The organism is Sphingomonas sp. GW821-FHT10C01 (assembly GCF_059415525.1).
On the sequence record NZ_JBWKNK010000004.1, the window covers coordinates 97,195 to 119,554 of the forward strand.

23 protein-coding genes and 3 tRNA genes are annotated in these 22,360 nt (G+C 67.2%); 13 read left to right on the top strand and 13 right to left on the bottom strand.

From position 1 onward, the window contains the following. Positions 1–175: 175 nt before the first annotated feature. The 6 genes from AC07M1_RS16150 to AC07M1_RS16175 are packed head-to-tail and all read left to right on the top strand — an operon-like array spanning position 176 to position 6,379. Positions 176–892: an AcvB/VirJ family lysyl-phosphatidylglycerol hydrolase gene (locus AC07M1_RS16150; protein ID WP_495163651.1), complete on the top strand. Its 717-nt coding sequence runs from the start codon at positions 176–178 to the stop codon at positions 890–892. A 1-nt stretch (position 893) separates the two neighbouring features. Beyond that, positions 894–1,289 carry a DUF2147 domain-containing protein gene (locus AC07M1_RS16155; RefSeq protein ID WP_495163652.1) on the top strand — a complete coding sequence of 132 codons (396 nt, stop codon included), beginning with the start codon at positions 894–896 and terminating at the stop codon, positions 1,287–1,289. Then, positions 1,286–3,892, top strand: a complete 2,607-nt coding sequence (gene mprF, locus AC07M1_RS16160; protein WP_495163653.1) for a bifunctional lysylphosphatidylglycerol flippase/synthetase MprF — start codon at positions 1,286–1,288, stop codon at positions 3,890–3,892. Before AC07M1_RS16155 ends, mprF begins: the two co-directional genes overlap by 4 nt. Beyond that, positions 3,889–4,272: a PDZ domain-containing protein gene (locus AC07M1_RS16165; RefSeq protein WP_495163654.1), complete on the top strand. Its 384-nt coding sequence runs from the start codon at positions 3,889–3,891 to the stop codon at positions 4,270–4,272. Before mprF ends, AC07M1_RS16165 begins: the two co-directional genes overlap by 4 nt. Before the next feature lie 13 nt (positions 4,273–4,285). After that, a complete protein-coding gene (locus tag AC07M1_RS16170; RefSeq protein WP_495163655.1) occupies positions 4,286–4,972 on the top strand; it encodes a winged helix-turn-helix domain-containing protein in 687 nt (228 codons plus the stop codon). A 9-nt stretch (positions 4,973–4,981) separates the two neighbouring features. Continuing rightward, complete coding sequence (locus AC07M1_RS16175; RefSeq protein ID WP_495163656.1) at positions 4,982–6,379, top strand: HAMP domain-containing sensor histidine kinase; 1,398 nt, start codon at positions 4,982–4,984, stop codon at positions 6,377–6,379. Between the two features lie 126 nt (positions 6,380–6,505). On the opposite strand, the gene AC07M1_RS16180 is transcribed toward AC07M1_RS16175, so the two are convergent. From AC07M1_RS16180 to AC07M1_RS16205, 6 genes are all read right to left on the bottom strand, one after another. Further along, positions 6,506–7,894 carry a heavy metal sensor histidine kinase gene (locus AC07M1_RS16180; protein ID WP_495163657.1) on the bottom strand — a complete coding sequence of 463 codons (1,389 nt, stop codon included), beginning with the start codon at positions 7,892–7,894 and terminating at the stop codon, positions 6,506–6,508. Continuing rightward, a complete protein-coding gene (locus AC07M1_RS16185) occupies positions 7,891–8,574 on the bottom strand; it encodes a heavy metal response regulator transcription factor (protein WP_495163658.1) in 684 nt (227 codons plus the stop codon). Before AC07M1_RS16185 ends, AC07M1_RS16180 begins: the two co-directional genes overlap by 4 nt. Continuing rightward, positions 8,571–9,968, bottom strand: a complete 1,398-nt coding sequence (locus tag AC07M1_RS16190; protein ID WP_495163659.1) for an efflux transporter outer membrane subunit — start codon at positions 9,966–9,968, stop codon at positions 8,571–8,573. The genes AC07M1_RS16185 and AC07M1_RS16190 overlap by 4 nt, the downstream gene beginning before the upstream one ends. After that, positions 9,965–13,111, bottom strand: coding sequence for a multidrug efflux RND transporter permease subunit (locus AC07M1_RS16195; RefSeq protein ID WP_495163660.1), 3,147 nt, complete (start codon positions 13,109–13,111; stop codon positions 9,965–9,967). The genes AC07M1_RS16190 and AC07M1_RS16195 overlap by 4 nt, the downstream gene beginning before the upstream one ends. Next, positions 13,108–14,280 (bottom strand): efflux RND transporter periplasmic adaptor subunit, encoded by a 1,173-nt coding sequence (locus AC07M1_RS16200; protein ID WP_495163661.1) that lies wholly within the window; start codon positions 14,278–14,280, stop codon positions 13,108–13,110. Before AC07M1_RS16200 ends, AC07M1_RS16195 begins: the two co-directional genes overlap by 4 nt. Positions 14,281–14,536: 256 nt before the next feature. Continuing rightward, positions 14,537–14,613, bottom strand: a tRNA-Arg gene (locus tag AC07M1_RS16205). Positions 14,614–14,762: 149 nt separating this feature from the next. On the opposite strand from AC07M1_RS16205, the gene AC07M1_RS16210 reads away from it, so the two are divergent. The 5 genes from AC07M1_RS16210 (at position 14,763) to AC07M1_RS16230 (ending at position 17,404) form a co-directional block, all read left to right on the top strand. Continuing rightward, positions 14,763–15,443, top strand: a complete 681-nt coding sequence (locus tag AC07M1_RS16210) for a glutathione S-transferase family protein (RefSeq protein ID WP_495163662.1) — start codon at positions 14,763–14,765, stop codon at positions 15,441–15,443. Positions 15,444–15,453: 10 nt separating this feature from the next. Next, a complete protein-coding gene (locus AC07M1_RS16215; RefSeq protein WP_495163663.1) occupies positions 15,454–15,783 on the top strand; it encodes an ArsR/SmtB family transcription factor in 330 nt (109 codons plus the stop codon). Then, entirely contained in the window at positions 15,780–16,244 is a 465-nt protein-coding gene (locus AC07M1_RS16220; RefSeq protein ID WP_495163664.1) for an SRPBCC domain-containing protein, read from the top strand. Before AC07M1_RS16215 ends, AC07M1_RS16220 begins: the two co-directional genes overlap by 4 nt. Before the next feature lie 62 nt (positions 16,245–16,306). Further along, positions 16,307–17,074: a queuosine precursor transporter gene (locus AC07M1_RS16225; RefSeq protein ID WP_495163665.1), complete on the top strand. Its 768-nt coding sequence runs from the start codon at positions 16,307–16,309 to the stop codon at positions 17,072–17,074. Then, positions 17,075–17,404: a hypothetical protein gene (locus tag AC07M1_RS16230; protein WP_495163666.1), complete on the top strand. Its 330-nt coding sequence runs from the start codon at positions 17,075–17,077 to the stop codon at positions 17,402–17,404. Positions 17,405–17,533: 129 nt separating this feature from the next. Here AC07M1_RS16230 and AC07M1_RS16235 read toward each other — a convergent pair. Further along, a tRNA-His gene (locus AC07M1_RS16235) sits at positions 17,534–17,606 on the bottom strand. Positions 17,607–17,643: 37 nt separating this feature from the next. Then, positions 17,644–17,721: transfer RNA gene (locus AC07M1_RS16240), tRNA-Pro, on the bottom strand. A 209-nt stretch (positions 17,722–17,930) separates the two neighbouring features. On the opposite strand from AC07M1_RS16240, the gene AC07M1_RS16245 reads away from it, so the two are divergent. Next, complete coding sequence (locus tag AC07M1_RS16245) at positions 17,931–18,335, top strand: hypothetical protein (RefSeq protein WP_495163667.1); 405 nt, start codon at positions 17,931–17,933, stop codon at positions 18,333–18,335. A 163-nt stretch (positions 18,336–18,498) separates the two neighbouring features. Here the strand turns inward: AC07M1_RS16245 and AC07M1_RS16250 are convergent, their stop codons facing one another. The 3 genes from AC07M1_RS16250 to purS are packed head-to-tail and all read right to left on the bottom strand — an operon-like array spanning position 18,499 to position 20,101. Next, positions 18,499–19,209 (bottom strand): Crp/Fnr family transcriptional regulator, encoded by a 711-nt coding sequence (locus AC07M1_RS16250; protein ID WP_495163668.1) that lies wholly within the window; start codon positions 19,207–19,209, stop codon positions 18,499–18,501. Continuing rightward, positions 19,209–19,874 (bottom strand): phosphoribosylformylglycinamidine synthase subunit PurQ, encoded by a 666-nt coding sequence (gene purQ, locus AC07M1_RS16255; protein WP_495163669.1) that lies wholly within the window; start codon positions 19,872–19,874, stop codon positions 19,209–19,211. The genes AC07M1_RS16250 and purQ overlap by 1 nt, the downstream gene beginning before the upstream one ends. Continuing rightward, a complete protein-coding gene (gene purS, locus AC07M1_RS16260; protein WP_265119011.1) occupies positions 19,871–20,101 on the bottom strand; it encodes a phosphoribosylformylglycinamidine synthase subunit PurS in 231 nt (76 codons plus the stop codon). Before purS ends, purQ begins: the two co-directional genes overlap by 4 nt. Before the next feature lie 264 nt (positions 20,102–20,365). Here purS and AC07M1_RS16265 point away from each other — a divergent pair, with 264 nt between their 5' ends. Continuing rightward, positions 20,366–20,518 (top strand): hypothetical protein, encoded by a 153-nt coding sequence (locus tag AC07M1_RS16265; protein ID WP_495163670.1) that lies wholly within the window; start codon positions 20,366–20,368, stop codon positions 20,516–20,518. A gap of 58 nt (positions 20,519–20,576) precedes the next feature. Here the strand turns inward: AC07M1_RS16265 and AC07M1_RS16270 are convergent, their stop codons facing one another. Together AC07M1_RS16270 and AC07M1_RS16275 are read right to left on the bottom strand one after the other, a co-directional pair. Then, positions 20,577–21,581, bottom strand: a complete 1,005-nt coding sequence (locus tag AC07M1_RS16270) for a glycosylasparaginase (RefSeq protein WP_495163671.1) — start codon at positions 21,579–21,581, stop codon at positions 20,577–20,579. 14 nt (positions 21,582–21,595) lie between these two features. Further along, positions 21,596–22,336 (bottom strand): copper homeostasis protein CutC, encoded by a 741-nt coding sequence (locus AC07M1_RS16275; protein WP_495163672.1) that lies wholly within the window; start codon positions 22,334–22,336, stop codon positions 21,596–21,598. Between the last annotated feature and the right edge of the window lie 24 nt (positions 22,337–22,360).

The window sequence follows — 22,360 nt, forward strand, 5'->3', positions numbered from 1 at the left end:
CCCCTTTTTACGCGGCGCGATCCGACCGGGGCATGGCCGCGACATGACAATATGGTAATGCGGGGGCCAGCTTCCGGACGGATGCAAAGGACCAGGATCGACGGGTCGCAACGGGACGGGGCCTTACCGGTGTTTCCTTCCCGACGCGGCGACAGGTGCCCGCCAAGGGGGTCGCATGAAGAAGCTGCTGTCCATCCTGTTGCTTGCAGCGTTCCTCGCCGGGGCCTTCTATCTCCATGCCGGCTACTATACCGGTCCCTTGTATCGCGACCTGCCCGCCGCGGATCCGAACCCCGCCAGGCCCGCCATCGTGATCCTGTCCGGAGACATGGGCAACCGGGTCGGCATGGCCCCCAAGATCGCCGCGCGGCTCAACGATCGCGGTTATGCCGTCGTCACCGTCAATTCGTTGACCTACTTCTCGCCACGGCGCACGCCCGGGGAGGTCGCGGCGCTGATCGACGAAGCGATGGCGCGGGCAATGCGCCTCGGCGGCACCGATCGAGTGGTACTGATCGGCCAGTCCTTCGGCGCCGACATGCTCCATGCCGGACTCGCCGACCTCCCGCCCGCACGCCGTCAGCCGGTCAAATCCGTAGTGCTGGTCGTTCCTGGCGAGGACATTATCTTCCGTGCCTCGCCGATCGAACTCGCCGGACTCGAAATCCCCGACCAGCCTGCGCTGCAGACCGCCTCGAAACTGGCCTGGGTGCCGGTGACCTGCATCCGCGGCGCCGACGAGCACAACAGCCTGTGCCCCGAACTCACCATGCCCAATGTCTCGCGGATCGTCCTGCCGGGCGGTCATAAGCTCAAATTCGACGACGGTGCGCTGGAAGCGGCGATCCTGCCCGCCATCCAGCGCGCCGCTGTTACATCCGGGAGCAAATGAGATGCGTCTTCTCGCCGCGATAGCGCTGTTGGGACTGTCCGCTACCGCGCGGGCCGAAGCGCCGCCCACGCCGATCGGCCTCTGGCAGAATCCCAAGGGGACGATCCTTGTCCGCACCCGCGCCTGCGGTCAGCTGCTCTGCGGCAATATCGTGTGGGCGGCGCCGGCGGCGCTGGCCGATGCGCGCGAGGCGGGCGTGACTTCGCTGCTCGGTACAGAGTTGCTCGTCGATTATCGCCCCAGGAGCGTCGGGCACTGGACGGGGCAGGTCTATGTTCCCGATCAAGGCCGACGCTTCTATTCGACCATCGACCAGACCAGCGCGAACAGCCTGCGTATTTCGGGCTGCATCCTGGGCGGCCTGATCTGCAAGCATCAGGATTGGACGCGCCGATGATTGCAGGCATGGGCCTCGCACGCTGGATCGCCGCTCGCCGGCGCGGCCTGTCGATCCTCGCCGCGCTGCTGATCGCCGCGCTCGGCCTGACGGCGCTGTTCAAGCTGCTGCACACCGTTCGCCCGCATGAGATTCGCCACGCCTTCGATGCCCTGTCGGCCGGCCAGATCGGCGCGGCGTTGCTGCTCACCGCGGCAAGCTATCTGTTGCTCACGCTCTACGACCGTTTCGCGCTTCACGTCATCCGGCGCCCGTTACCGTGGCGGACCTACGCGCTGGCATCGTTCACCAGCTACACGCTCAGCCATAATCTCGGCCTCGCACTGCTGACCGGGGGGTCGGCTCGCTATCGCATCTACCGCACGGCGGGGCTGGATGCGGGCGAGATCGGCAGCGTCATCGCGCTCGCCAGCTTCAGCTTCTGGAATGGCGTCATCCTGCTGGCGGGGCTCGCGGCGATGACGAGCACACACGTCCTGCCCTTATTCGATTTCGCGCTGCCGCTCCCGTGGCTGCATGTCGCGGGGCTGACGGTGGTGGCGTTTTGCCTGGTTCCGCTGCTGCTGCGCCGTTTCGGGCTGCGGATGGTCGATATCGGCGGGTGGCGCACGCCGCTTCCCGGGCTGCGGCACGGTGCGACGATGACTGGGGTCGCGGCGCTTGACCTTGCCGCCGCCAGCGCGGCGCTGTTCGTCCTGCTCCCGGCCCACGATCCCGCGCTCTATCCCGCCTTTTTCCTCGGTTATGCGCTCGCGATCATCGCATCGCTGATCAGCCACGTTCCCGGCGGCCTCGGCGTGTTCGAGGCGGTGGTGATCGCGACGGTGCCGGGCGACAAGGCCCAGCTGCTGGCGGCGCTGCTGGCCTATCGCGTCATCTACTATCTGTTGCCGCTGCTGCTCGCCGCGCTGCTCCTCGCCTGGCATGAGAGCAAGGCCTGGCACGGCCCCGCACAGGAGCTGGCACAGGCCGGCCAGTCGCTGCTCCGCGAGCTCGCCCCGCCCCTGCTCGCCGCACTCGCCTTCGCGGGCGGTCTCATCCTGCTGCTGTCGGGATCGACGCCGGCCGAAACGAGCCGGATGCACGCGCTCCGCCACATCCTGCCGCTGCCGTTCGTCGAGGCTTCGCACATCGCCGCGAGCCTGTCCGGCACGCTGCTCCTGTTCCTTGCGCCGGGGCTGCTGCGGCGCCTTGACGGGGCGTTCTTCACCGCGCGCGCTTTGCTCTTTGCTGGCGCGCTCTTCTCACTCGCCAAAGGCGCGGATTACGAGGAGGCGATCATCCTCCTCGCGATCGGCACCGCGCTGCAATGGAGTCGACCCGCATTCTATCGCAAGACGTCGCTGCTCGACGCGCCGCTCTCGACGGGCTGGACGATCGCGGCGCTGACCGCGATCCTCACATCGACCTTCGCCGGGTTCTTCGCGTACAAGCACGTCGCCTACAGTAGCAGCCTGTGGTGGCAGTTCAGCCTGACCGGCGATGCGCCGCGCTTCCTGCGCGCGCTGTTCGGCACGGCAGTGATGGTCGCCGGGATTGCGCTGTGGCGGCTGTTCGCACCATCGCCGCGTGTCGCGCGGGCCGATCCGGTTGCGCACGACCGGCTGGAACCGGCGCTCGCCCTTGCCCGGCACAGCGATGCCTTCCTCGCCCTGACCGGCGACAAGAGTTTCATCCTCGCCGACGAGGGCGACGCGTTCGTGATGTATCGGGTGCAGGGGCCGAATTGGATCGTCATGGGCGACCCGGTCGGCCACGAGGCGCGCTGGGCCGATCTCCTGTGGAAACTGCGCGAGCGCGCCGACGCGGCGCAGGGCCGTATCCTGCTCTATCAGATCAGCGCGACTTGCTTGCCGCATTCGATCGACCTTGGCCTTGCCATCGTCAAATATGGCGAAGAGGCACGGGTTGATCTGACCGCGTTCACCCGGACCGGAGCGCAAGCGAAGTCGCTTCGGCACGCCGAACGCAAGGCGGCGCAGGAAGGGGCCGAATTCGCCGTCCTGACCGCCGATGAGGCATCGCGTTATATCGGCGAGCTCCGTGCGGTGTCGGACGAATGGCTGGACAGCAAGAAGCGGCGCGAAAAGGCCTTCAGCCTCGGTCGCTTCGATCCCACCTATCTCAGCCACTTCCCCTGCGCCATCGTCCGCGTCGGCGGGCGGATCGTCGCATTCGCCAATATCCTCGCGACCCCGAACCGCGAGGAAATGTCGGTGGATCTGATGCGCCATCGCCGTGCCATTCCCTATGGCACGATGGATTTCCTGTTCCTGCGCCTGATCGAGCATGCCCAGGCAGAGCGATATCGTTGGTTCACGCTGGGGATCGCGCCGCTGGCGGGGATCGAAGGAGGCAAGTTGGCCTCCACCTGGGCCCGCGGCGCCGCCTTCCTGTTTCGCCACGGCGAACCGCTCTACGGCTTTGAAGGCCTACGCAACTACAAGGCCAAGTTCGCGACGCATTGGGAGCCGCGCTACATCGCCGGATCGCGGGGGATGGCCTTTGTCGGCAGCATGGCGGCGGTTCATCATCTCGTCTCGCGGCCGGCCGGCGGAAGCGGCTGGCGCGCGGGCGTTGCTGCGCCAAAGGCGATCGTGTGAAGCCGTCCGCGCGCCTTTTGCCCTCGACAGGCGTGTTGCTGCTCCTCCTCGTGGCGGTGATCCTGTTGGCGGCGCGCTGGGGAGCGGGCGCGCGCCTGCCGCATCGGGGTCTGATTCCCGGCCTGACCTACGAGCTCGAGCGGCCGGCTCGTGGCGCGGTGGAGTCGGCATTGGTCGTGACCAGCGTGGAGGATTCGGGTTCGGCCGCGGCGGCCGGCATCGCGGTGGGGGACAGGATCGAGCGGATCGATGACCGGCCGGTCACGGCACTGGCTGACGTTGCGGTGGCTTCGAATCGGGGCGGCGCGGGCGGCCTGCGCTTGGTCGTTCGTCATCAGGGTACAGATCGCTATATGCGGTTGCCGGCCGCCGGGCGTTAGCGAGGAATGCCGCATGTCGCAGAAGATACTCGTCATTGAGGATGACCGCGCCACGGCGGACCATGTCGTCAAGAGCCTCGCCGACGAGGGCTTTGTCGTCGATCATGCCGCCGACGGGCGTGACGGGCTGTTCCACGCGACCGACGGCAGTTACGACGCGATCATTCTCGATCGCATGCTTCCCGGCATGGATGGCATGGCGGTGCTCGCCGCGTTGCGCGCGGCGCGGGTCGTCACCCCGGTCATCATCCTGTCGAACCTCGGCGCGGTCGATGCCCGTGTCGAAGGGTTGACCTCGGGTGCCAACGACTATCTCGTGAAACCCTTCGCCTTCTCCGAGCTGCTGGCGCGGCTGAAGCTGCTCATCGCAAAGCCGTCGGGAACCACGCGGGTCGAAACCCTGCTCGCATGCGAGGATCTCGAGATGAACCTGCTCAGTCGCCGGGTCACGCGCGGTGGGCAGCGCATCGAGTTGCAGCCGCGCGAGTTCCGCCTGCTCGAGTATCTGCTGCGGCACAAGAACCAGGTCGTCACGCGCACCATGATGCTGGAAGGCGTATGGGAATATCATTTCGATCCAGGAACGAATGTGGTCGACGTTCATGTCAGTCGTCTGCGCCGCAAGATCGATGACGGGTTCGGCCGGCCGCTTTTGCGTACCATCCGCGGCGCCGGCTATATGCTCGGCTACTCGGACTAGCGCGGGGTGATGCGCGCTGCCGTCCTGCGGTCGACCACGGTCCGGCTGGCGCTGCTCCTGCTGTTGGCGCAGGTCGCGACGCTCGCGCTCGGCCTGGCCGTCATCCATCGTTCCACCGAAGCGATGATCCTGTCCGATGCTCGCACGGCGGCCGAAGTCGCGCGTGACGACTTCGCCCAGGAATACCGGCAAGAGGGAGAGGCGGGACTGGTCCGCGCCATCCGTGACCGGCTCGCCGTGCGCGATGATCGCAACTTCGTGGTGCTGCTCAAGGGGTCTGCGGATGCGCCGATCATCGGCAATCTCAAGCAATGGCCGGCGACCGTCGGCGATGCCGAGCGCTGGCGGCGGATCAGCCTGTTCCGCGAGGGCGGCACGGCGGCCGAGGAGATGGGCCTCGTCACGACGCGCTTGCCCAATGGGCATGTGCTGCTGACCGGCGAGGTACTCGAGGCGCAGGTCGAGCTCGCGAGCGCGAGCCGGGTGGCGTTCCTCTACGCACTTGTTGTCGGCATCTTCGCGGCGGCCTGCGTGGCCGCATTCGCCGCCTGGATCCTGTCGCGCAGGGTCGATGTGTTCGCGCGAGCGGCTTCGGCCATCGCCGCCGGACGCCTCGATGCACGGGTCGAGCGCGACGAGTCAGGCGATGCCTTCGATCGACTCGGTAATTCGATCAACGCGATGCTCGATCGGATCGAGGTGTTGGTCCGCGAACTGCGCATGGTTACCGATTCGATGGCGCATGATCTGCGCTCGCCGGTATCGCGGCTAAAGGCGGCGCTCGAACAGGCGCTCCGCCGCAGCCGTGACGCGGACGCGTCGATCGCGCTCGCCGGGGCGATCGACGAAGCGGACAGCCTTCACCGCCTGCTCGATACAGCGCTTGAGATCAGCCGGACGGAAGCCGGGATCGGCCGCGATCAGTTCACCCGCTTCGGCCTGGGTCCGATGCTCGACGATATAGCGGAGGTCTATGGACCGCTTGCCGAGGAGCGAGGATTCTCAATCGAGGTGGATGTCCCGGCGGGAGTGGATGTGATCGCCCATCGTGAGCTGCTGCAGCGGGCGCTGTCCAACCTTGTCGACAATGCGCTCAAATATGCAGAGGGCGCTTCGACTGTTCGTATCGGCGCATCGCCTGTCGCAGACGGATCGATCGATCTGACGGTTGCCGATGACGGGCCGGGCTTGTCGGAGGCGGAACGAGCGCGCGCGGCGCAGCGATTTGTGCGCCTCGATCCGGCACGCGGCGGTACCGGTGCGGGCCTCGGCCTCTCGCTCGTCGAGACCATTGCCCATTTGCATCGCGGTGAGTTGCGGCTCGAAGCGAACGGTCCGCGCGGACTTTCGGTTCGGTTGATTCTACCGATCGCGTTGCCGAATAGCGATCCAGGGGACCTGAGATAGACAGGCGTTAACGGCTCGAAGGGGCCTTGCCTGAATGCTCGTCGTCCGGCTCTACCTTGTCCGCACCCTGCGCTTTCCTGCACATGCTGTCTGAAAGCGGACTGACAGCTGACCGCCCTATCGAAGTCAGCAGCATTGCAATTTCCGTTTGGACTGCTCGGTGCGCGACACGGTGAAACCGATGCAGATTCGGCCGGGTTCGTTGTGAGCGAAGACCGATCCGCCATGCATGCGGGCGACCGCCTTGACCAGCGCAAGTCCGAAGCCGTGGCTTTCGCCATCGTTGAAGCGCGCGGGATCGATCCGGTAGAAGCGGTCGAAGATGCGGTCGAGATGGATGGGGTCGATTGGTGCCCCCGGATTGGACACGCCGATCGAGGCGGCATCGTCTTCATAAGCGATCTTGACCGTGACCCGGCCGGGCGTTGCGCCGTGGCGCACCGCATTGTCGAGCAGATTGGTCATCGCCCGCCCGAATAGCGCGCGTTCGATCGGAACCTGCGCATCGCCGTCGATTTCGAGCGTGACGCCTGCTTCCTCCATCACTGGGGCCATGAACTCGGCGCTCTTGCGCGTCTCCTCGGCGAGCGAGCAGGTGGTGAGGTTGGCCGCCACCTCGCCTTGATCGGCGCGCGCTAGGAAGAGCATGTCGTTGACGATGCGGCGCATCCGGTCGAGCTCTTCGAGGTTGGACTGGAGCACTTCCTCAAGCTCGCGCGCCGGGCGGTCGCGCGACAGGGCGACCTGCGTGCCTCCGATCATATTGGCGAGCGGGGTACGCAATTCGTGCGCGACGTCCGCGTTGAAGGTCGAGAGCCGCTGATAGCTGTCCGCGACGCGATCGAGCGCATCGTTGAGCGACAGGACCAGTCCCGAGAGTTCGGCAGGCAGCGTTTCCGTCGGCAGGCGCTGCGCCAGATTCTCGGCGCCGAGCAGCCGGGCATGTTCGGACAGGCGGTCGACCGGGGCGAGGCTGCGCCGGGCGATCCACCAGCCCAGCGCCGCGACGGCGGCGATGGCGAGGAGCGACATGACCGCGATGCCGATGGCGAGGCCCATCTCGGTCTCGTCCACATATTTGCTGCGCGAAGCGATGATCAGGCGCACAGCGGGGCGCTCACCGGCTGCGGGGAGCGTGCGCGCAAGCGTCAGATATTTCTGATCGGACACGATAACTTTGCCGAACCCGTCGCGCGGCCCCTTCCACTGCGCGCCGGCAAGCGCTTCGGGACGAAAGGTGAAACGCGGGTCGACACTTTCGACGATGAAATAGAGGCTGCCGTCCGGCGGTGTGAAATCCTGGAGCTTGGCGGTGATGAAGGGCCATTTGTAGGCGTAGATCGAATCCTTCACCATGCGCTCGACGATCTGGAAGCGGGCGCCCAGTTCCTCGCGCTTGTGATGATGCAGCTGTTCCGACTGGAAGGCGAAGAGCGCGATGCCGGCGATGGTGGAGACCAGCGTCACCGCCGCGCCGAACATCAGCGCCAGCCGGCCGGCGATCGAGCGCGTCATGCCGCGGCCTCGTCGCGCGGTTCGAGCACATAGCCCATGCCGCGCACCGTGTGCAGCAGCTTGTCTTCGCCCGGGGCCTCGAGCTTGGCGCGCAGCCGCTTGATCGCGACCTCGACAACATTGGTGTTGGTATCGAAATTAATGTCCCAGACCAGTTCGGTGATGATCGTCTTGGAGACGATCTGCGAACGTCGCCGGGCAAGCAGTGCGAGCAATGCGAACTCCTTGGCGGTCAGGTTGAGCCGCCGCCGCCCGCGTATCGCGCGCCGCGCGATCAGGTCGACATGCAGATCGGCGATCCTGACCTGCGTCGCCTCCTGCCCGCGGCCGCGGCGCACGATCGCCTGAAGCCGCGCCAGCAGCTCGAGGAACGAGAAGGGCTTGACCAGATAGTCGTCGGCGCCTGCGCCAAGCCCGCGCAGGCGATCATCGACCGTATCGCGGGCGGTGAGCATGATGACGGGCGTATCGCGTTCCGTGCGCAGCGCCGCGAGCAGCGAGATGCCGTCGAGCCTGGGCAGCATCACGTCGAGCACGATCGCATCATATTCGCCGGTGCAGGCAAGGTGCAGACCGTCTTCGCCGTCGGTCGCATAGTCGACAGCGTAACCCTGTTCCGCAAGGCCGCGGCGCAGATAGTGGATGGTCTTGGTTTCGTCCTCGACGATCAGAATCTTCACTGCCCCGTGCCGACGCCTCCGGTTACTGTTGCCGGCGCGGCGGGCGCGACGCCCAGCTGCCGGTGGAGCGAGACCAGCCGCGCCGACACGTCCGCCAACGCCCGAGCATGATCCCGTTCCGTCTGATAGACGGTTCGGGCGGCGTCGAGAACCTCGAGCTGAGAGAGCGTCCCTTCGCGATACTGGAGCTGCGACAATTCCGCCGCCCGCCGGGCGGCCTCCATCGCCCGGCCCAGCTCGCGTTCGCGCACCTGGCCCTGGAGATAGGAGACGATCCCGGTCTGCGTTTCCTGAAACGCGCCGCGCACGACACGCTCATAATCGAGGCTGGCCTGACGCAGCTGCGAATCCGCTGCATCGAGCTCCGCGCGGCGGCGCCCGAAGTCAAGCACCGGGAGCACCAGCGCGGCGGCGACCGAGGCGATCGTCGTGCCGCCGTCGAGCAGGCTGCCGATCCCGCCCGCGTCGAGGCCGATCAGCCCCGATAGGGACAGGGAGGGCAGGCGAAGCCCCGCGGTGCCGTCGCGCCGCGCCGCCGTCGCGGCATAGCGCGCTTCGGCCGCGCGGATATCGGGCCGCGCGGCAAGGACGTCGGCGGGCGAGCGCAGCACAGCGAGCGGATCGGCGGCGGGGATCGTGTCGCTGGTCGCCAGCCGCGCGGTCATGTCTTCGGGCGTGGTCGAGAGCAGATAGGCGAGGCGGAACCGGTCGGCGTCGGCCGCCTCGCTTGCCACCGCATGTTCCGAGCGCGTCTGCGAGACGAGCGCCGAAGCACGCTCGACATCGAGCGCGCTCGCCATGCCGAACTCGAAACGGTCACGCGTGATGCGCAGCGTTTCCTCCTGCGCCGTGACGGTACGCGTGGTCAGCGCGATCAGCGCGCGCTGCAGGCGGTAGTCGATATAGGCGCGAGCGATCTCCTCGATCAGCAGCAGCCGGACCGCCTCGGCGTCGGCGGCGGTGGCGCTGGCGTCGGAGCGCGCGGCGCGGACGGCGGCGGACAGGCGCCCGCCGATATCGGGTTCCCATCTTGCGCCGAGGCCGATGCTGGCGGAATCGCCGGTCGCGCGGCGGGCCGCGGTGACGCCGGCCTCCGCGCCGATCTCGGGGAGGAACCCGGCGGTGGCGGCACGGCGCAGCGCGTGGGAGGCAATCACGCGTTCGGCCGCGATGCGCAGATCGACATTATGCTGCTGTCCGCTGTCGATCAGGCCGTCGAGCACGGGATCCTTGAAGCTCGACCACCACGCGCCGGGTATCTCGCCGGTCGGCATCGGGGTTGCCGCCTCCCAGCGGGCAGGCAGGTTGCTGGGAGCAGGGGGTGCGGCGGGGGTATGCGCGCAACCGGCGAGAATGGCGAGAAGAGGGAAGGGGAGGAGAAGAGTCCTGTTCATGCCGGGGCGCCTTCGAGCATGGTCTTGAGGCGGGGCGTCCGTGCGGGACGTGCCCGGTGGAAGAGACGGTCGAGCGCCAGGTAGACGACGGGGGTGGAGAAGAGGGTGAGGACCTGGCTGATGACCAGCCCGCCGACCACCGCGACACCCAAGGGCTGGCGCAGCTCGGCGCCGGTGCCGAAGGCGAGCATCAGCGGGATCGCGGCGAGCAGGGCGGCGATCGTCGTCATGATGATCGGCCGGAAGCGCGTGATCGCCGCCTCGTAGATCGCCTCCTCGGGCGAGATCCCGCGAGTGCGCTGCGCATCGAGCGCGAAGTCGACCATCAGGATCCCGTTCTTCTTCACGATGCCGATCAGCAGGATCACGCCGATCAGCGCCATGATCGAGAAGTCGAGCCCGAACAGCCACAGCATCAGCACCGCGCCGAGGCCGGCCGAGGGCAGGGTCGAGAGGATAGTGAGCGGGGTCGAGAAGCTTTCGTAGAGAATGCCGAGGATGATATAGACCGCGATCAGCGCCGCGAGGATCAGCAAGGGCTGGGTCGCGAGTGAGTCCGTGAAGGCCTGAGCCGAGCCTTGCGCCGTGCCGGTGACCGTCGGCGGAACGCCGATCTCCTGTCGGATGCGCTCGATCCCGGCCATCGCATCCCCCAGCGCCACGCCTGCCGGCAGGTTGAAGCTGATGGTGGCCGCGGGAGAGAGGCCATGACGCCCGATCGAGAGCGGCCCGGCGCGCTGGGTATCGATCTTTGCCACTGCCGAGAGCGGCACCATCGCGTTGGTCACTGCCGAGCGCAGGAACATCGTGTCGAGGCTGGCGACCCGGGCATAGCGCGACGGATCGGCCTCCAGCACCACGCGATACTGGTTCACCTGGGTCTGGAACTCGCTGATCTGGCGCTGGCCGAAACTGTCGTAGAACGCCTGATCGATCGCATCGACACTGAGTCCGTAGCGCGCGGCGGCGGCGCGGTCGATCGTGATCCCCTGCATGCGTGCGCCGAGCTGGACGTCGTTGCGAACGTCGCGGAACAGCGGCGATTGGGACATCGCCTGCGTCATCTGCGCTGCCCAGCGCGCCATCTCGCGCGTGTCGGTCGACTTGAGCACATAGGAATATTGCCCTGCGCCGCCGCCCGCGCCGATGTTGATGTCCTGTGCCGAGCGCATCGACACGCTGATCCCCGGGATGCGGGCGAGCTGGGGGCGAAGGCGCGCGATAAAGCCTTCGGACGAGACGTCGCGGTCACCGCGATCCTTGAGCACGACCCACACCCGGCCATTGGCGAGCGACTGGCTTCCGCCGGTCGTTCCGATTGCGTGGTTGAAGCGCTGCACCGCCGGATCCTTGGCAAGGATCGCGGCGATCGCCTCATGCTTGGCGCGCATGTCCGCGTAGGAGATGTCCTCGGCCGCGACTGTCTGCCCGACGACGAAGGCGGTGTCCTGAAGCGGGAAGAAGCCCTTGGGGATATAGACATAGCTGGCGACCGCTGCGCCGATCGTCGCTGCGAAGCCAAGCAAGGTCAGCCGCTGCCGCGCCAGCGTCCATTTGAGCGCGCGGCCATAGCCGTCGATCAGCCGGTCGGTGAAACGCCGTTTGCCGCTGTCGTCGTGCTTCGGCGACTTGAGGTAGCGCGCGCACAGCATCGGCGCGAGGGTGAGTGAAGCGACCACCGAGATCAGCAGCGAGACCGTGACAGTCAGCGAGAATTCGCGGAACAACCGGCCGATCACGCCGCCCATGAACAGCATCGGGATGAAGGCGGCGATGAGCGAGAAGGTGATCGAGATGACGGTGAAGCTGATCTCGCGCGCGCCCTCGATCGCGGCGTGCATCGCGGTCTTGCCCATCTCCATATGACGGTGGATGTTCTCGACCACGACGATGGCGTCGTCGACGACGAAGCCCACCGCGATGACCAGCGCCACCAGCGTCAGATTGTTGATGCTGAAGCCGAGCAGGTACATCGCGGCGAAGGTCGCGATCACCGAAACGCCGAGTACCGCCGCGACGATCAGCGTCGCCGACACTTGCCGCAGGAAAAGGCCCATGACGAGCACGACGAGTGCGAGCGTGATGGCGAGCGTGATCTCCACCTCGTGGATCGAGGAACGGATCGTGCGCGTGCGGTCATTGAGCACCGAGACCTCGACGCTGGCAGGCAGCGATGCGGTCAGGCCGGGGAGTGCTGCCCGTATCGCGTCGGCGATCCGCACGACATTGGCGCCCGGCTGGCGCATGATCCCGATGCCGAGCCCGGGCTTGCCGTCCGGGAAAGCAGCAACATAGCTGTTCTCGGCGCCGATGCTCACCTCGGCGACGTCCTGCAGGCGGATCGGCGCGCCGTCGCGCCATGCCACGACGATCTGCTCATAGTCGGCCGGGGTGAAGAGCTGGTCGTTCGCCTCGAACGTCGCGACCGTGTCGCGCCCGAACACGGCACCCTTGGCGAGATTGACGCTCGAACCCTGCACGGCCGTCCGGATGTCGGCCATGCTGACGCCATAGGCGGCGAGCCGATCGGGTTGCGCGCGCACGCGGATCGCGGGCTTGTTCTGTCCGAAGATGGCGACTTGCGCGACGCCGTCGATCTGGCTGATCTGACGCGCAAGCTGGTTCTCGGCCAGGTCGCTGAGTTCCGTCAGCGGCATCTCGTCGGAGGAGACGCTGAGTGCCAGCACCGGGGTGTCGGCCGGGTTGACCTTGCGCCAGGTCGGGAGGTTGGGGAGATCGGCCGGAAGGCGCCCGGCGACCCCGTTGATCGCGGCCTGAACCTCCTGCGCCGCCGCGTCGATATCGCGCGTGAGGGTGAACTGGATGGTGATGCTGGTCTGGCCGAGCCCGCTGGCGGAGGTCATCTCGGTCACGCCGGGGATGCCGGTGAACGCGACCTCGAGCGGGGTGGCGACCGAAGAGGCCATCGTCTCGGGGCTGGCGCCCGGCAGGCTGGCGCTGACCTGGATCGTCGGGAAATCGGCTTCGGGCAGCGGCGCGACCGGGAGCTGGGTGAAGGCGAACAGGCCGAGTATCGTGGCCGCCAGCGTCATCAACACGGTGGCGACGGGGTGGTGGATGAACCAGGTGGCGAAGCCGTGCCGCGGCGTGTCCGCGGCGGGGAGGATGGCGCCCTCGCTCATTGACCACCCCCGGTCGCGGTAACGGCCGCTGTGGCGGTGACTCTGACTCCGTCGCGCAATCGTGAAAAGCCGTCGCGCACAATGACGTTGCCCGGGTCGATGCCGCGCGCGACCACGGCGATTTCGTCATTGGTGTAGCCGAGCGTGACGGGCACGCGCTTCACCGTGCCGTTGGTCACGCGAAAGACGAAATGCCCATCGACGCCGGGGCGCACGGCAACGGCGGGCAGCACCACCGCGCCGGGGGTCAGGCCGGTGCGCATCCGCACCGCGACGAACGCGCCGGGGGCGAGCCGCTCGGTGCCGTTGGTGAACTGCGCGCGCACACGTCCGGTACCGGTACGCGTGTCGAAGGCATTGTCGAAGGCGGTAATGCGTCCGGTGCCGAGCAGCGCACCGCCGTCGCTGTCATGGGCCTCGACCACGGCGCCTTGCGCATCGCGCGCGCTCGCCCGCAGATCGGCGAGACGGGTTTGAGGTACCGGGAAGACGATCGAGATCGGATTGACCTGCGCGACCGAGACGATGCCGTCGGCGTCGCTGGCGCGGACGAGGTTGCCCGCATCGACGCGCCGGATGCCGACACGGCCGCTAACGGGCGAGACGATGCGGGTGAAGGAGAGATTGACGCGCGCGGTATCGACATTGGCGCTGTCGAGGCGAACGGTCGCACGTAGTTGATCGGTCTGGGCGCGCTGCTGGTCGACCATCTGCTGCGAGATGGCGTTGCGCGCGACGAGGCTCTGGTAGCGCGCCAGGTCGAGCTCAGCGGCGCGCAGCTGTGCGGCGTCGCGCGCGAGCTGCGCCTGCGCGGCCTCGAGCGCGGCGCGCTGCGGGCGGTCGTCGATCGTGGCGAGAAGCTGGCCGCGGCGGACAAGGTCGCCCTCGGCGAAGTGCAGGCGCGTCAGCACGCCGTCGACCTGCGAGCGGATCACGACTTCCTGCAACGATTCGACCGTGCCGACCGCTTCGATCTCGTGCCGCACGTCGCGCCGTTCGGCGGCGACGGTACTGACCGGCACGGGCGGCTGCGCCGCCGGCTGCTGCTGGGTCTGTCCAGTGCCCGAATAGGCGAGCGCGGCCAGGGCGAGCATGCCCGCGCCTCCAATCAGAAGGGCGGGTTTGCGGCGGGCACGCACGAAGCGCAGCAACGTTGCTGTCCTGGTCATGCCGCAACGCTAGATGCGCACGCCGGTCGTAACGCTGACGTCAATATGACAATTGCGTCAGCGAAGCATACGGACCCAAGTTCTAAGGAGTGACTGCCATTGGGGTCGCCGATGGGCAGCCTGAACGAGCGAAATGAGGGCGCTAAGCCGACGAACCAACGCCTTCTCCTCTGGGCCCTTCTCGACGTCCGCTACAGCGCCGACCACCGCGCCCGGCACCCGAAAGCCGCTAAGTGCCTCTGACGAATCGGGATTCTGGCGCGCCCGGCAGGATTCGAACCTGCGGCCCCAAGCTTAGAAGGCTCGTGCTCTATCCAACTGAGCTACGGGCGCGCGCTGGCCACGCGTTAGCGCGGATCGCGCGGGTGTGAAACCGGATTGATCGTCGTTAAAATAGTTTCCAGAATCGGAAAGTTTTGATTGCGGATTAGGGTCTGCCTTCGCTAACAGTTTCCATAATAGGAAACTGTTTCGAGGCCCGCATGGCGTTCACGCTCTATCTCCATCCGCTCGCATCCTTTTGTCACAAGGTGCTGATCGCCTTGTACGAGAACGGTACCGCCTTTACCCCGGTTACGGTCGACCTTGGCGATCCGGGGGGTGCGGCCGCGCACCTCGCACGCTGGCCGGTCGGCAAGATCCCGGTGCTCCATGACGATGCCGCCAACCGGATCGTGCCGGAAACGAGCATCATCATCGAATATGTTCAGGCCCATGCCCCCGGCCCGGCACCGATGCTTCCCGCCGATGCCGATGCGCGGCTGGAGGCGCGGCTATGGGACCGGTTCTTCGACAATTACGTCGCGGTGCCGATGCAGAAGATCGTGCTCGACCGCATCCGGCGCGAAGGCAGCCGCGATCCCGCCGGCGTCATCGATGCCCGCGCGGTGCTCGACACCGCCTATGCGATGATCGATGGTCAGCTCGCCGAGCGGCCATGGGCGGCGGGGGAGGCGTTCACCCTTGCCGATTGCGCGGCGGCGCCGGCGCTGTTCTTCGCGTCGATCGTCCATCCGATCCCGGTGGAGCTGACACGGGCCCACGCCTATCTGGAGCGCTTGCTCGCGCGCCCGTCCTTTGCGCGCGTGCTGGCCGAAGCGCGGCCCTGGTTCGACCTCTTCCCCTATCGCGATGCCATGCCCGCGCGCTATCTCGGCGCCTGAGGAGATGGGGATGGAAGTGCAGCAGCTCGACCGGGTCTTTCACGCGCTTGCCGATCCGTTGCGGCTGACGATGGTCGAGCAGCTGAGCCGTGGCCCGGCCTCGGTCAAGCAACTCGCCGCGCCACTCGACCTCGCTCTGCCCTCGGCGGTCAAGCACCTCCAACTCCTCGAGCAAAGCGGTATCGTCCGCTCGAACAAGGCCGGCAGGGTGCGCACCTACGATCTGCGGCCCGACGGTCTCGCACCGGTCGGCGATTGGGTGCGGCGGCGCGAAGCGGCGCTCGGCGCGGCGTTCGACCGGCTGGCCCAGGCGATGCTCGATCACCCGGAGAATTCATGACCCACGCCCCCGATCACCGGCAGTTCGTCGTCGAACGGATGCTGCCTGGCAGCCCCGCCCATGCCTTCCGCTTCTGGGCCGAACCTGATCTCAAGGCGATCTGGACCGGCTGCCATCCCGATTGGGAGGAGATCGAGAATCGCTTCGACTTTACCCCTGGTGGGATCGAAACGGTGCGCTGGCGGATGCCCGATGGCCAGGAATTCGGCGTCCGCATCCACTATTTCGAGCTCCTGGCGGCGCAGCGCATCGTCTATGCCTATGAAATGGCGCTGGCGGGGGTCTGCATCTCTGCTTCGCTGGTGACGGTCGAGCTGATCCCCGACGGCGCGCAGACCCGGATGCGCTTCACCGAACAGGCTGCGTTCCTCGACGGCGGCGATCCAGCCGCGCGCATTGCGGGTACGCATGAGGGGTTCGACCGGCTCGCACTACTGATGGGGGAGGCACATCGGGCCTGACACCGGATTGCGCGGATCGGGAAGCGCGATCATAGTCCCGCCGGCAGCGAAGGGGCGGGGCGATGAGCGACGAGGCGGCACCGGTACGGATCAACGCGGGCCAGGTCGCGGGCGGGCATTTCCGCTATTATGACTATGTCATGGCGGCGTTCGTCGCGATCCTGCTCCTCTCCAACGTTCTTGGCGCGGGCAAGGTCGCGCAGATCTGGCTGCCCGGCATCGGCATCTGGCCGTTCGAGCATGCGGGCTGGTGGCCGTTCGGTGCCGGCATCCTGTTCTTCCCGCTCTCCTACGTCATCGGCGACGTGCTGACCGAGGTCTATGGCTATGCCCGGGCGCGTCGCGTGATCTGGGCTGGGTTCGTCGCGACCGCCTTCATGGCATTCATGGCGTGGGTGGTCGTCGCGCTGCCGCCGGCGCCCGACTGGACCAACCAGGCGGCGTACGACACGATCTTTGGTCAGGTGCCGCGCATCGTCCTCGCTTCGATGATCGCCTTCTGGGCGGGCGAGTTCGTCAACTCCTTCGTCCTCGCCAAGATGAAGGTCTGGACCAAGGGCAAGCATCTCTGGTCGCGCACGATCGGTTCGACCTTTGCGGGCCAGGGGGTGGACAGCCTGATTTTCTACCCGCTCGCCTTCTGGGGCGCGGCGGGCTGGACCAACGATCTTGTCCTCACGGTGCTGGCGACGCAGTGGGTGCTCAAGGTGAGCTGGGAAGTGCTGCTCACGCCGGTCACCTATGCCGTGGTCGGCTTCCTCAAGCGGCGCGAGGGCGTGGACGTCTATGACGAAGGTACCGATTTCACCCCGTTCCGTGCCCGTGTCTGAATGAAGGACAGCGTGTTCCAGACGGCCAAGCTGTGGCTGGTCGATGCCACCGGCCTCGCCAGGGATGCGCTGCACATCCATATCGGCCTCGCGATCTTCATCGCGGTGGCGCTCCTCTTCCGCTGGCCACTGCGCAGCTGGAAGCCCTGGGCCGTCGCGCTTGTCGCCGCGCTGTCGGGGGAGGCGTGGGACATCTGGGATACGCTGGCCGAGGGGCGGCGCATCCTGCCGTCCGCCAACTGGCAGGATCTGTGGAACACGATGCTCTGGCCGACCGCGATCCTGCTGCTCGCACGCACGACCAAGCTGTTCGGGGTAGGGCGAAGATAGTACCAAATAGGTTCTGTATATGCGTGAGTTCGACGCCGGAATCGATCCGGCGCTTTACGGACATACGGCCCGTTTCCTTCCCATTGCATCCCCCGGAAACGATCGCGCGATCGGGGTGCCGCCCTCAGGAGTGACCGACGGGATTTGCACCCGCTATCACCGGAGTCACAGTCCGGCCGCGCACTGGATTGCGTTCGGCCACGCCTGAAGGCGGCTGGAAAGCTTTGATTTCTGTGGGTTGGTCAGGGTGACAGGATTTGAACCCGCAACCTCCCGCTCCCAAGGCGGGCGCTCTAACGCGCTTGAGCTACACCCTGATCGACGGGCGCAGCGATGCGGCCGTCAATGTCGACAGTGGGTCGGTCGCGCAGGGAGGTTCGCAGTGAACATATACTGTCTATGACAGCATCGAAACGGCCATGCAAGTGCCTATTTGGTGATTTTTTCAATTAGCCCGGTCTTTGACGGATCGCAAAGCGCATCCCGCCATGCGGGTGCATCCATCGGGGGAACAAGGAGACCCACGATGCAGATGCCCAATCACGCGCACGCCTTTGCCAATGCCGTTCCGCTCCGCCGTAATCGCGGCGAGCATGTCTTCGACCTTCACCCCGCGCTCCATGTCGCGCTGTTCGGCGGCTTCTTCGCCTATCTCGGCATCATGTGGGCGGCATTTGGGGAAAAAGGGCTGGTCATTCCCTTCGCGATCTTCGCGATCTTTCTCGCCGCCGCCTTCATCGTCCCTGGCTGGTGGGCGCGGGTTGCGCCGGGCGAAGGGCGCAAGCCCGGCTGGAACGAATTCATGGCGGAAGGCGCGATGTGCGAGACCGGTCGTCTCGATGCCGGCGGCGCGATGGTCCAGGTGCTGATCATGCCGGTGATGCTGATCGGTTGGGGCCTGTTCCTCGCGGTGGTCCGGTCGTTGGTTTGACGTCCGGGGCGCGATTGATGCGACAGGCGGGTTGCAATGTTGGAATCCGCCTGCTGCAATTCCGCTGCCGGAACCCGGCCGCACTTTGAACCCGTCGATCGATTGATTGCCGCCAGTCGGACTCGCGCGCGCGTGGGAGCGTGACTTTTGGGACTTTCCACGCTCAGGCGGCGAGTGTGTCGAGCATGTCCCGGTCCAGCACGATGATGCGGTGACTGCCATCCCGCCGGATCGCTCCATCTTTCTCCAGCACCGTCAGCGTACGGCTCACCGTCTCGATGGTGATGCCCAGCAATTGCGCCATTTCGCCACGGGTCAGCGGAAGTTCGAATGCGGTCTCGTCATGGCAGGGCGCGGGACTGGCGGCGCGGGCAAAGGCCAGGATCAGCGCCGCGACCCGTCCCTTGGCCTGGCGCTTCGAAATCAGGTCGATCAGCGCCCGGCTCTCATCCAGCTCGCGGCCTAGTTCACTCAGCAACCGGCGGGCAAGGGCGGGGCGGGCATCGCTCAGCGCCTCGAACTGGCCGCGCGGAAACAAGCAGGCTTCGCTGTCGGTGAGCGCGGTGACGTGGAGCGTCGCGGCCGGCGCGAACATCTGGCCCAGCATCCCTGCCGGATGCACCAGCGCGACGATCCGTTCGGTACCGTCGCGATCGATGGTGGACATCTTGGCCGCACCGCGGGTCAGCGTGGCGCAGATCGTGTTGGGGTCGCCCGCCGCGACGATCGTCTCGCCCCGCGCATAGCGGCGATGATGCCCGATCCGGGCCAGCTCGACGCGGTCGTCGGGCGACAGGGCGGAACAGATGGCCCGCTCGGCGACCGGGCAGGTCGCACAGACGATGCCGCCGGTGCCGCTATTCGGCATCGGCATCAGGCAACCGCTTCGAGCAGCCCCTCGAACAGGCGCCGGCCGTCGATGCCGCCATGCGCGGCTTCGATCTTGCGCTCGGGGTGCGGCATCATCCCCAGCACATTGCCGCCCGCATTGACGACGCCCGCGATCTGGCGTGCGCTGCCGTTGACGTCGCCGGCATAGCGGAACGCCACACGCCCCTCGCCCTCGAGCCGGTCGAGCGTGTCCTGGTCGGCGAAGTAATTGCCGTCATGGTGTGCGACCGGGATCGAGAGCGTCTCGCCCGCGGCATAGCGGCTGGTGAAGATGGTCTGGCTGTTGTCGACGGTCAGGTCGACGTCGCGGCACACGAAGTTCAGGCCCTCGTTGCGCATCAGCGCGCCGGGCAGCAGCCCGGTCTCGGTCAGTACCTGGAAGCCGTTGCAGACGCCGATCACCGGCATGCCGCGCTCGGCCGCCGCGACCACCGCCTTCACTACCGGCGAACGCGCCGCGATCGCGCCGCAGCGCAGATAGTCGCCATAGGAAAAGCCGCCGGGCAGCGCGATCAGGCCGAGGCCGTCGGGCAGCTCGCTCTCGCCATGCCACACCATGTACGGCTTGGTTCCGGTCACGCTCTCCAGCGCCACCGCGAGGTCGCGGTCGCAGTTGGAGCCCGGAAAGACGATGACCGCGGTCTTCATTGCTTCTCTACCCGGTAGTTTTCGATGACGGTGTTGGCGAGCAGCTTCTGGCACATCGCGTCGATGTCCGCGTCGCTGGTGCCGTCCGCGACGTCGAGCTCGATCAGCTTGCCGACACGGACTTCGCCCACGCCCGAAAAGCCGAGCGAACCGAGCGCGTGCTCGATGGCCTTGCCCTGCGGGTCGAGCACGCCGTTCTTGAGGGTGACGACGATGCGCAGCTTCATGGATTTTGCCTCCGGGGATTTGCCGCGCCCTATGGGCCGGGTGGCGCGCGGGTTCAAGCCCAGTGTTCGGCTTTGCCGAACCGGCACCGGCCCGCTCCCCCACCCGGTCACCCAGATCATACCGCCGTTGGTTGGCTGGGTGGGGGAGCGGGCCGGTGCCGCGACCTCCCAAGAACACAAGGCTTCATCGGTCATTTACTTAGCAGTGGGACACTCGGCCTTGCCGAGTCGCGGCCGCGGGGACCGCGACCGGAGGAGTGTTGTATGATGGGGTTTCTTGCGATCGCCCTGTTCGTGGTGCTGATGGCGTTCGGCCGCGACTATTTCGGCTGGACCGACCCGCACGGGATGACGACGATGGCGCTGATCTGCGCCTTTGTGTTCGGGGTCATCGCCGGGCTGAAGGCGAAGGGGTAGCGGCGGCCCCCGACCTGTTCGCGGCAATCCATCGCCGCCCGCCCCAACTGCGCGCTGCTTACCCCAGGCTGGGCGCGGGAAGGACGACGGTGCGGCCTTGCGCGTCGGTGACGGCGTAGGTGAAGCCCGGCATCAGCGCGAAGGCGCCGACGGCACCGGTGCGGTCGATCGCGAGAAAGCCGACCTGCACGCCCTTGACCGCATCACCGCGCAACCTGGCGATGTGGCGCACCGCCTCTTGGCATGCCGCCTGAGCTGTCATGCCCGCGCGCAGCGAAGCGACGACGCGCGCGGTGCCGGCGATGCGGGTCACTTCCTCTCCCACCCCCGTTGCGGTGGCGGCGCCGACACCGGCCTCGACGAACAGGCCCGACCCGACCTGCGGGCTGTCGCCGACGCGTCCGCGCATCTTGAAGGCCATGCCCGACGTGGTGCAGGCGCCGGCGAGATTGCCCGCCGCGTCGCGGCCGAGGATGCCGATCGTGTCGTGGTCGAGCGCGCCGCCGGGCGTGCGCCAGTTCTCGCTGTTGGCGATGGGCTGGTAGAGTGAGGTCTTGAGCCACTCGCGCCATGCCGTCTCGGCCTCGGGCGTGAGCAGCTTGGTCCGGGGGAAGCCGTTGGCGAGTGCGAACTGGAAGGCGCCTTCGCCGACCAGCAAGGTGTGCGGGGTCTTCTCCATCAGCGCGCGTGCCACCGATACGGCATGGACCACGTCCTCGAGCGCGGCAACCGCGCCAACGCGGCCGCGATCGTCCATGATCACGGCATCGAGCGTGACGCGTCCCTCACGGTCGGGATAGCCGCCATAGCCGACCGAATGGTTGGCGGGGTCGGCCTCGGGCACGCGCGCACCAGCCTCGACCGCGTCCAGGATCGATCCGCCCGCCGACAGCGTCGCGAACGCCGCCTGGTTGGCCGCGGCGCCGAAGTCCCAGGTCGACACGATCGTCGCCGGCCCGGTGATGGCGCCGGCCTGGGCGGCGGCGGGCGCGACGCCGAGCGTGGCGGCGGCGCCCAGCACCGTCCGGCGCGAGGGGCGGAAGGGCGGGGCAGGGTCGGTCATGTCGGAGGCGCCTTTCAGTGGCTGTCGATGATGTCCCGGAGCGCGCGGACGATAGCCGGGTCCGTCGGACGCGGGGCGGAGCCGAAGCCGAGCGCGGTCAAGCGCGGGGCGAGCGGCTCGCCCGCCCGGCTGGCCGAGCCGTGCAGGTCATGGATTCCCGCGGCAAGGACCGTCGCGGCATTGTCCGGACGCACGCCGGCACCGCCCATGATGCGGCAACGGCCCGCGGCGCGCGCAACCATTCGGGCAAGCGTCTCTACCCCCTGTTGAGCGCTCACCGCGCCGCCGGAGGTCAGGATCCGGTCGAAGCCGAGGTCCATCGCGATATCGACCGCGGCGGCGGGATCGTCGACCAGGTCGATCGCGCGATGCAGCGTCAGGCGGACGGTGGCGCTGTTCGCGCGCACCGCCTTAACCCAGTGCTCGAGCGCAGGTCGATCGAGTTGCCCGTCGCGGACCGCGCCGAACACCAGCCCGTCGATCCCCTGGCCGATCAGCATGCGCGCCTCGGTCACGGCGAGCGCGAGCTCTTCCGGGCCATAGGTGAAATCGCCGCCGCGCGGGCGGACCATGGCATGGACCTTGACCCCGGCAGCGTGCGCAAGGTCCAGCGCGGAACCGGCGAACCCGGCCGAGGGCGTGAGTCCGCCGACTGCCAAGGCCGAACAGAGCTCGATGCGGTCGGCTCCGCCGGCGATCGCGGCAGCGACCCCGGCGGTGTCTTCGACACAGATTTCCAGCTCAACGCCGCTCATGCCGCTGTCCGCGTTCGCTGCGAC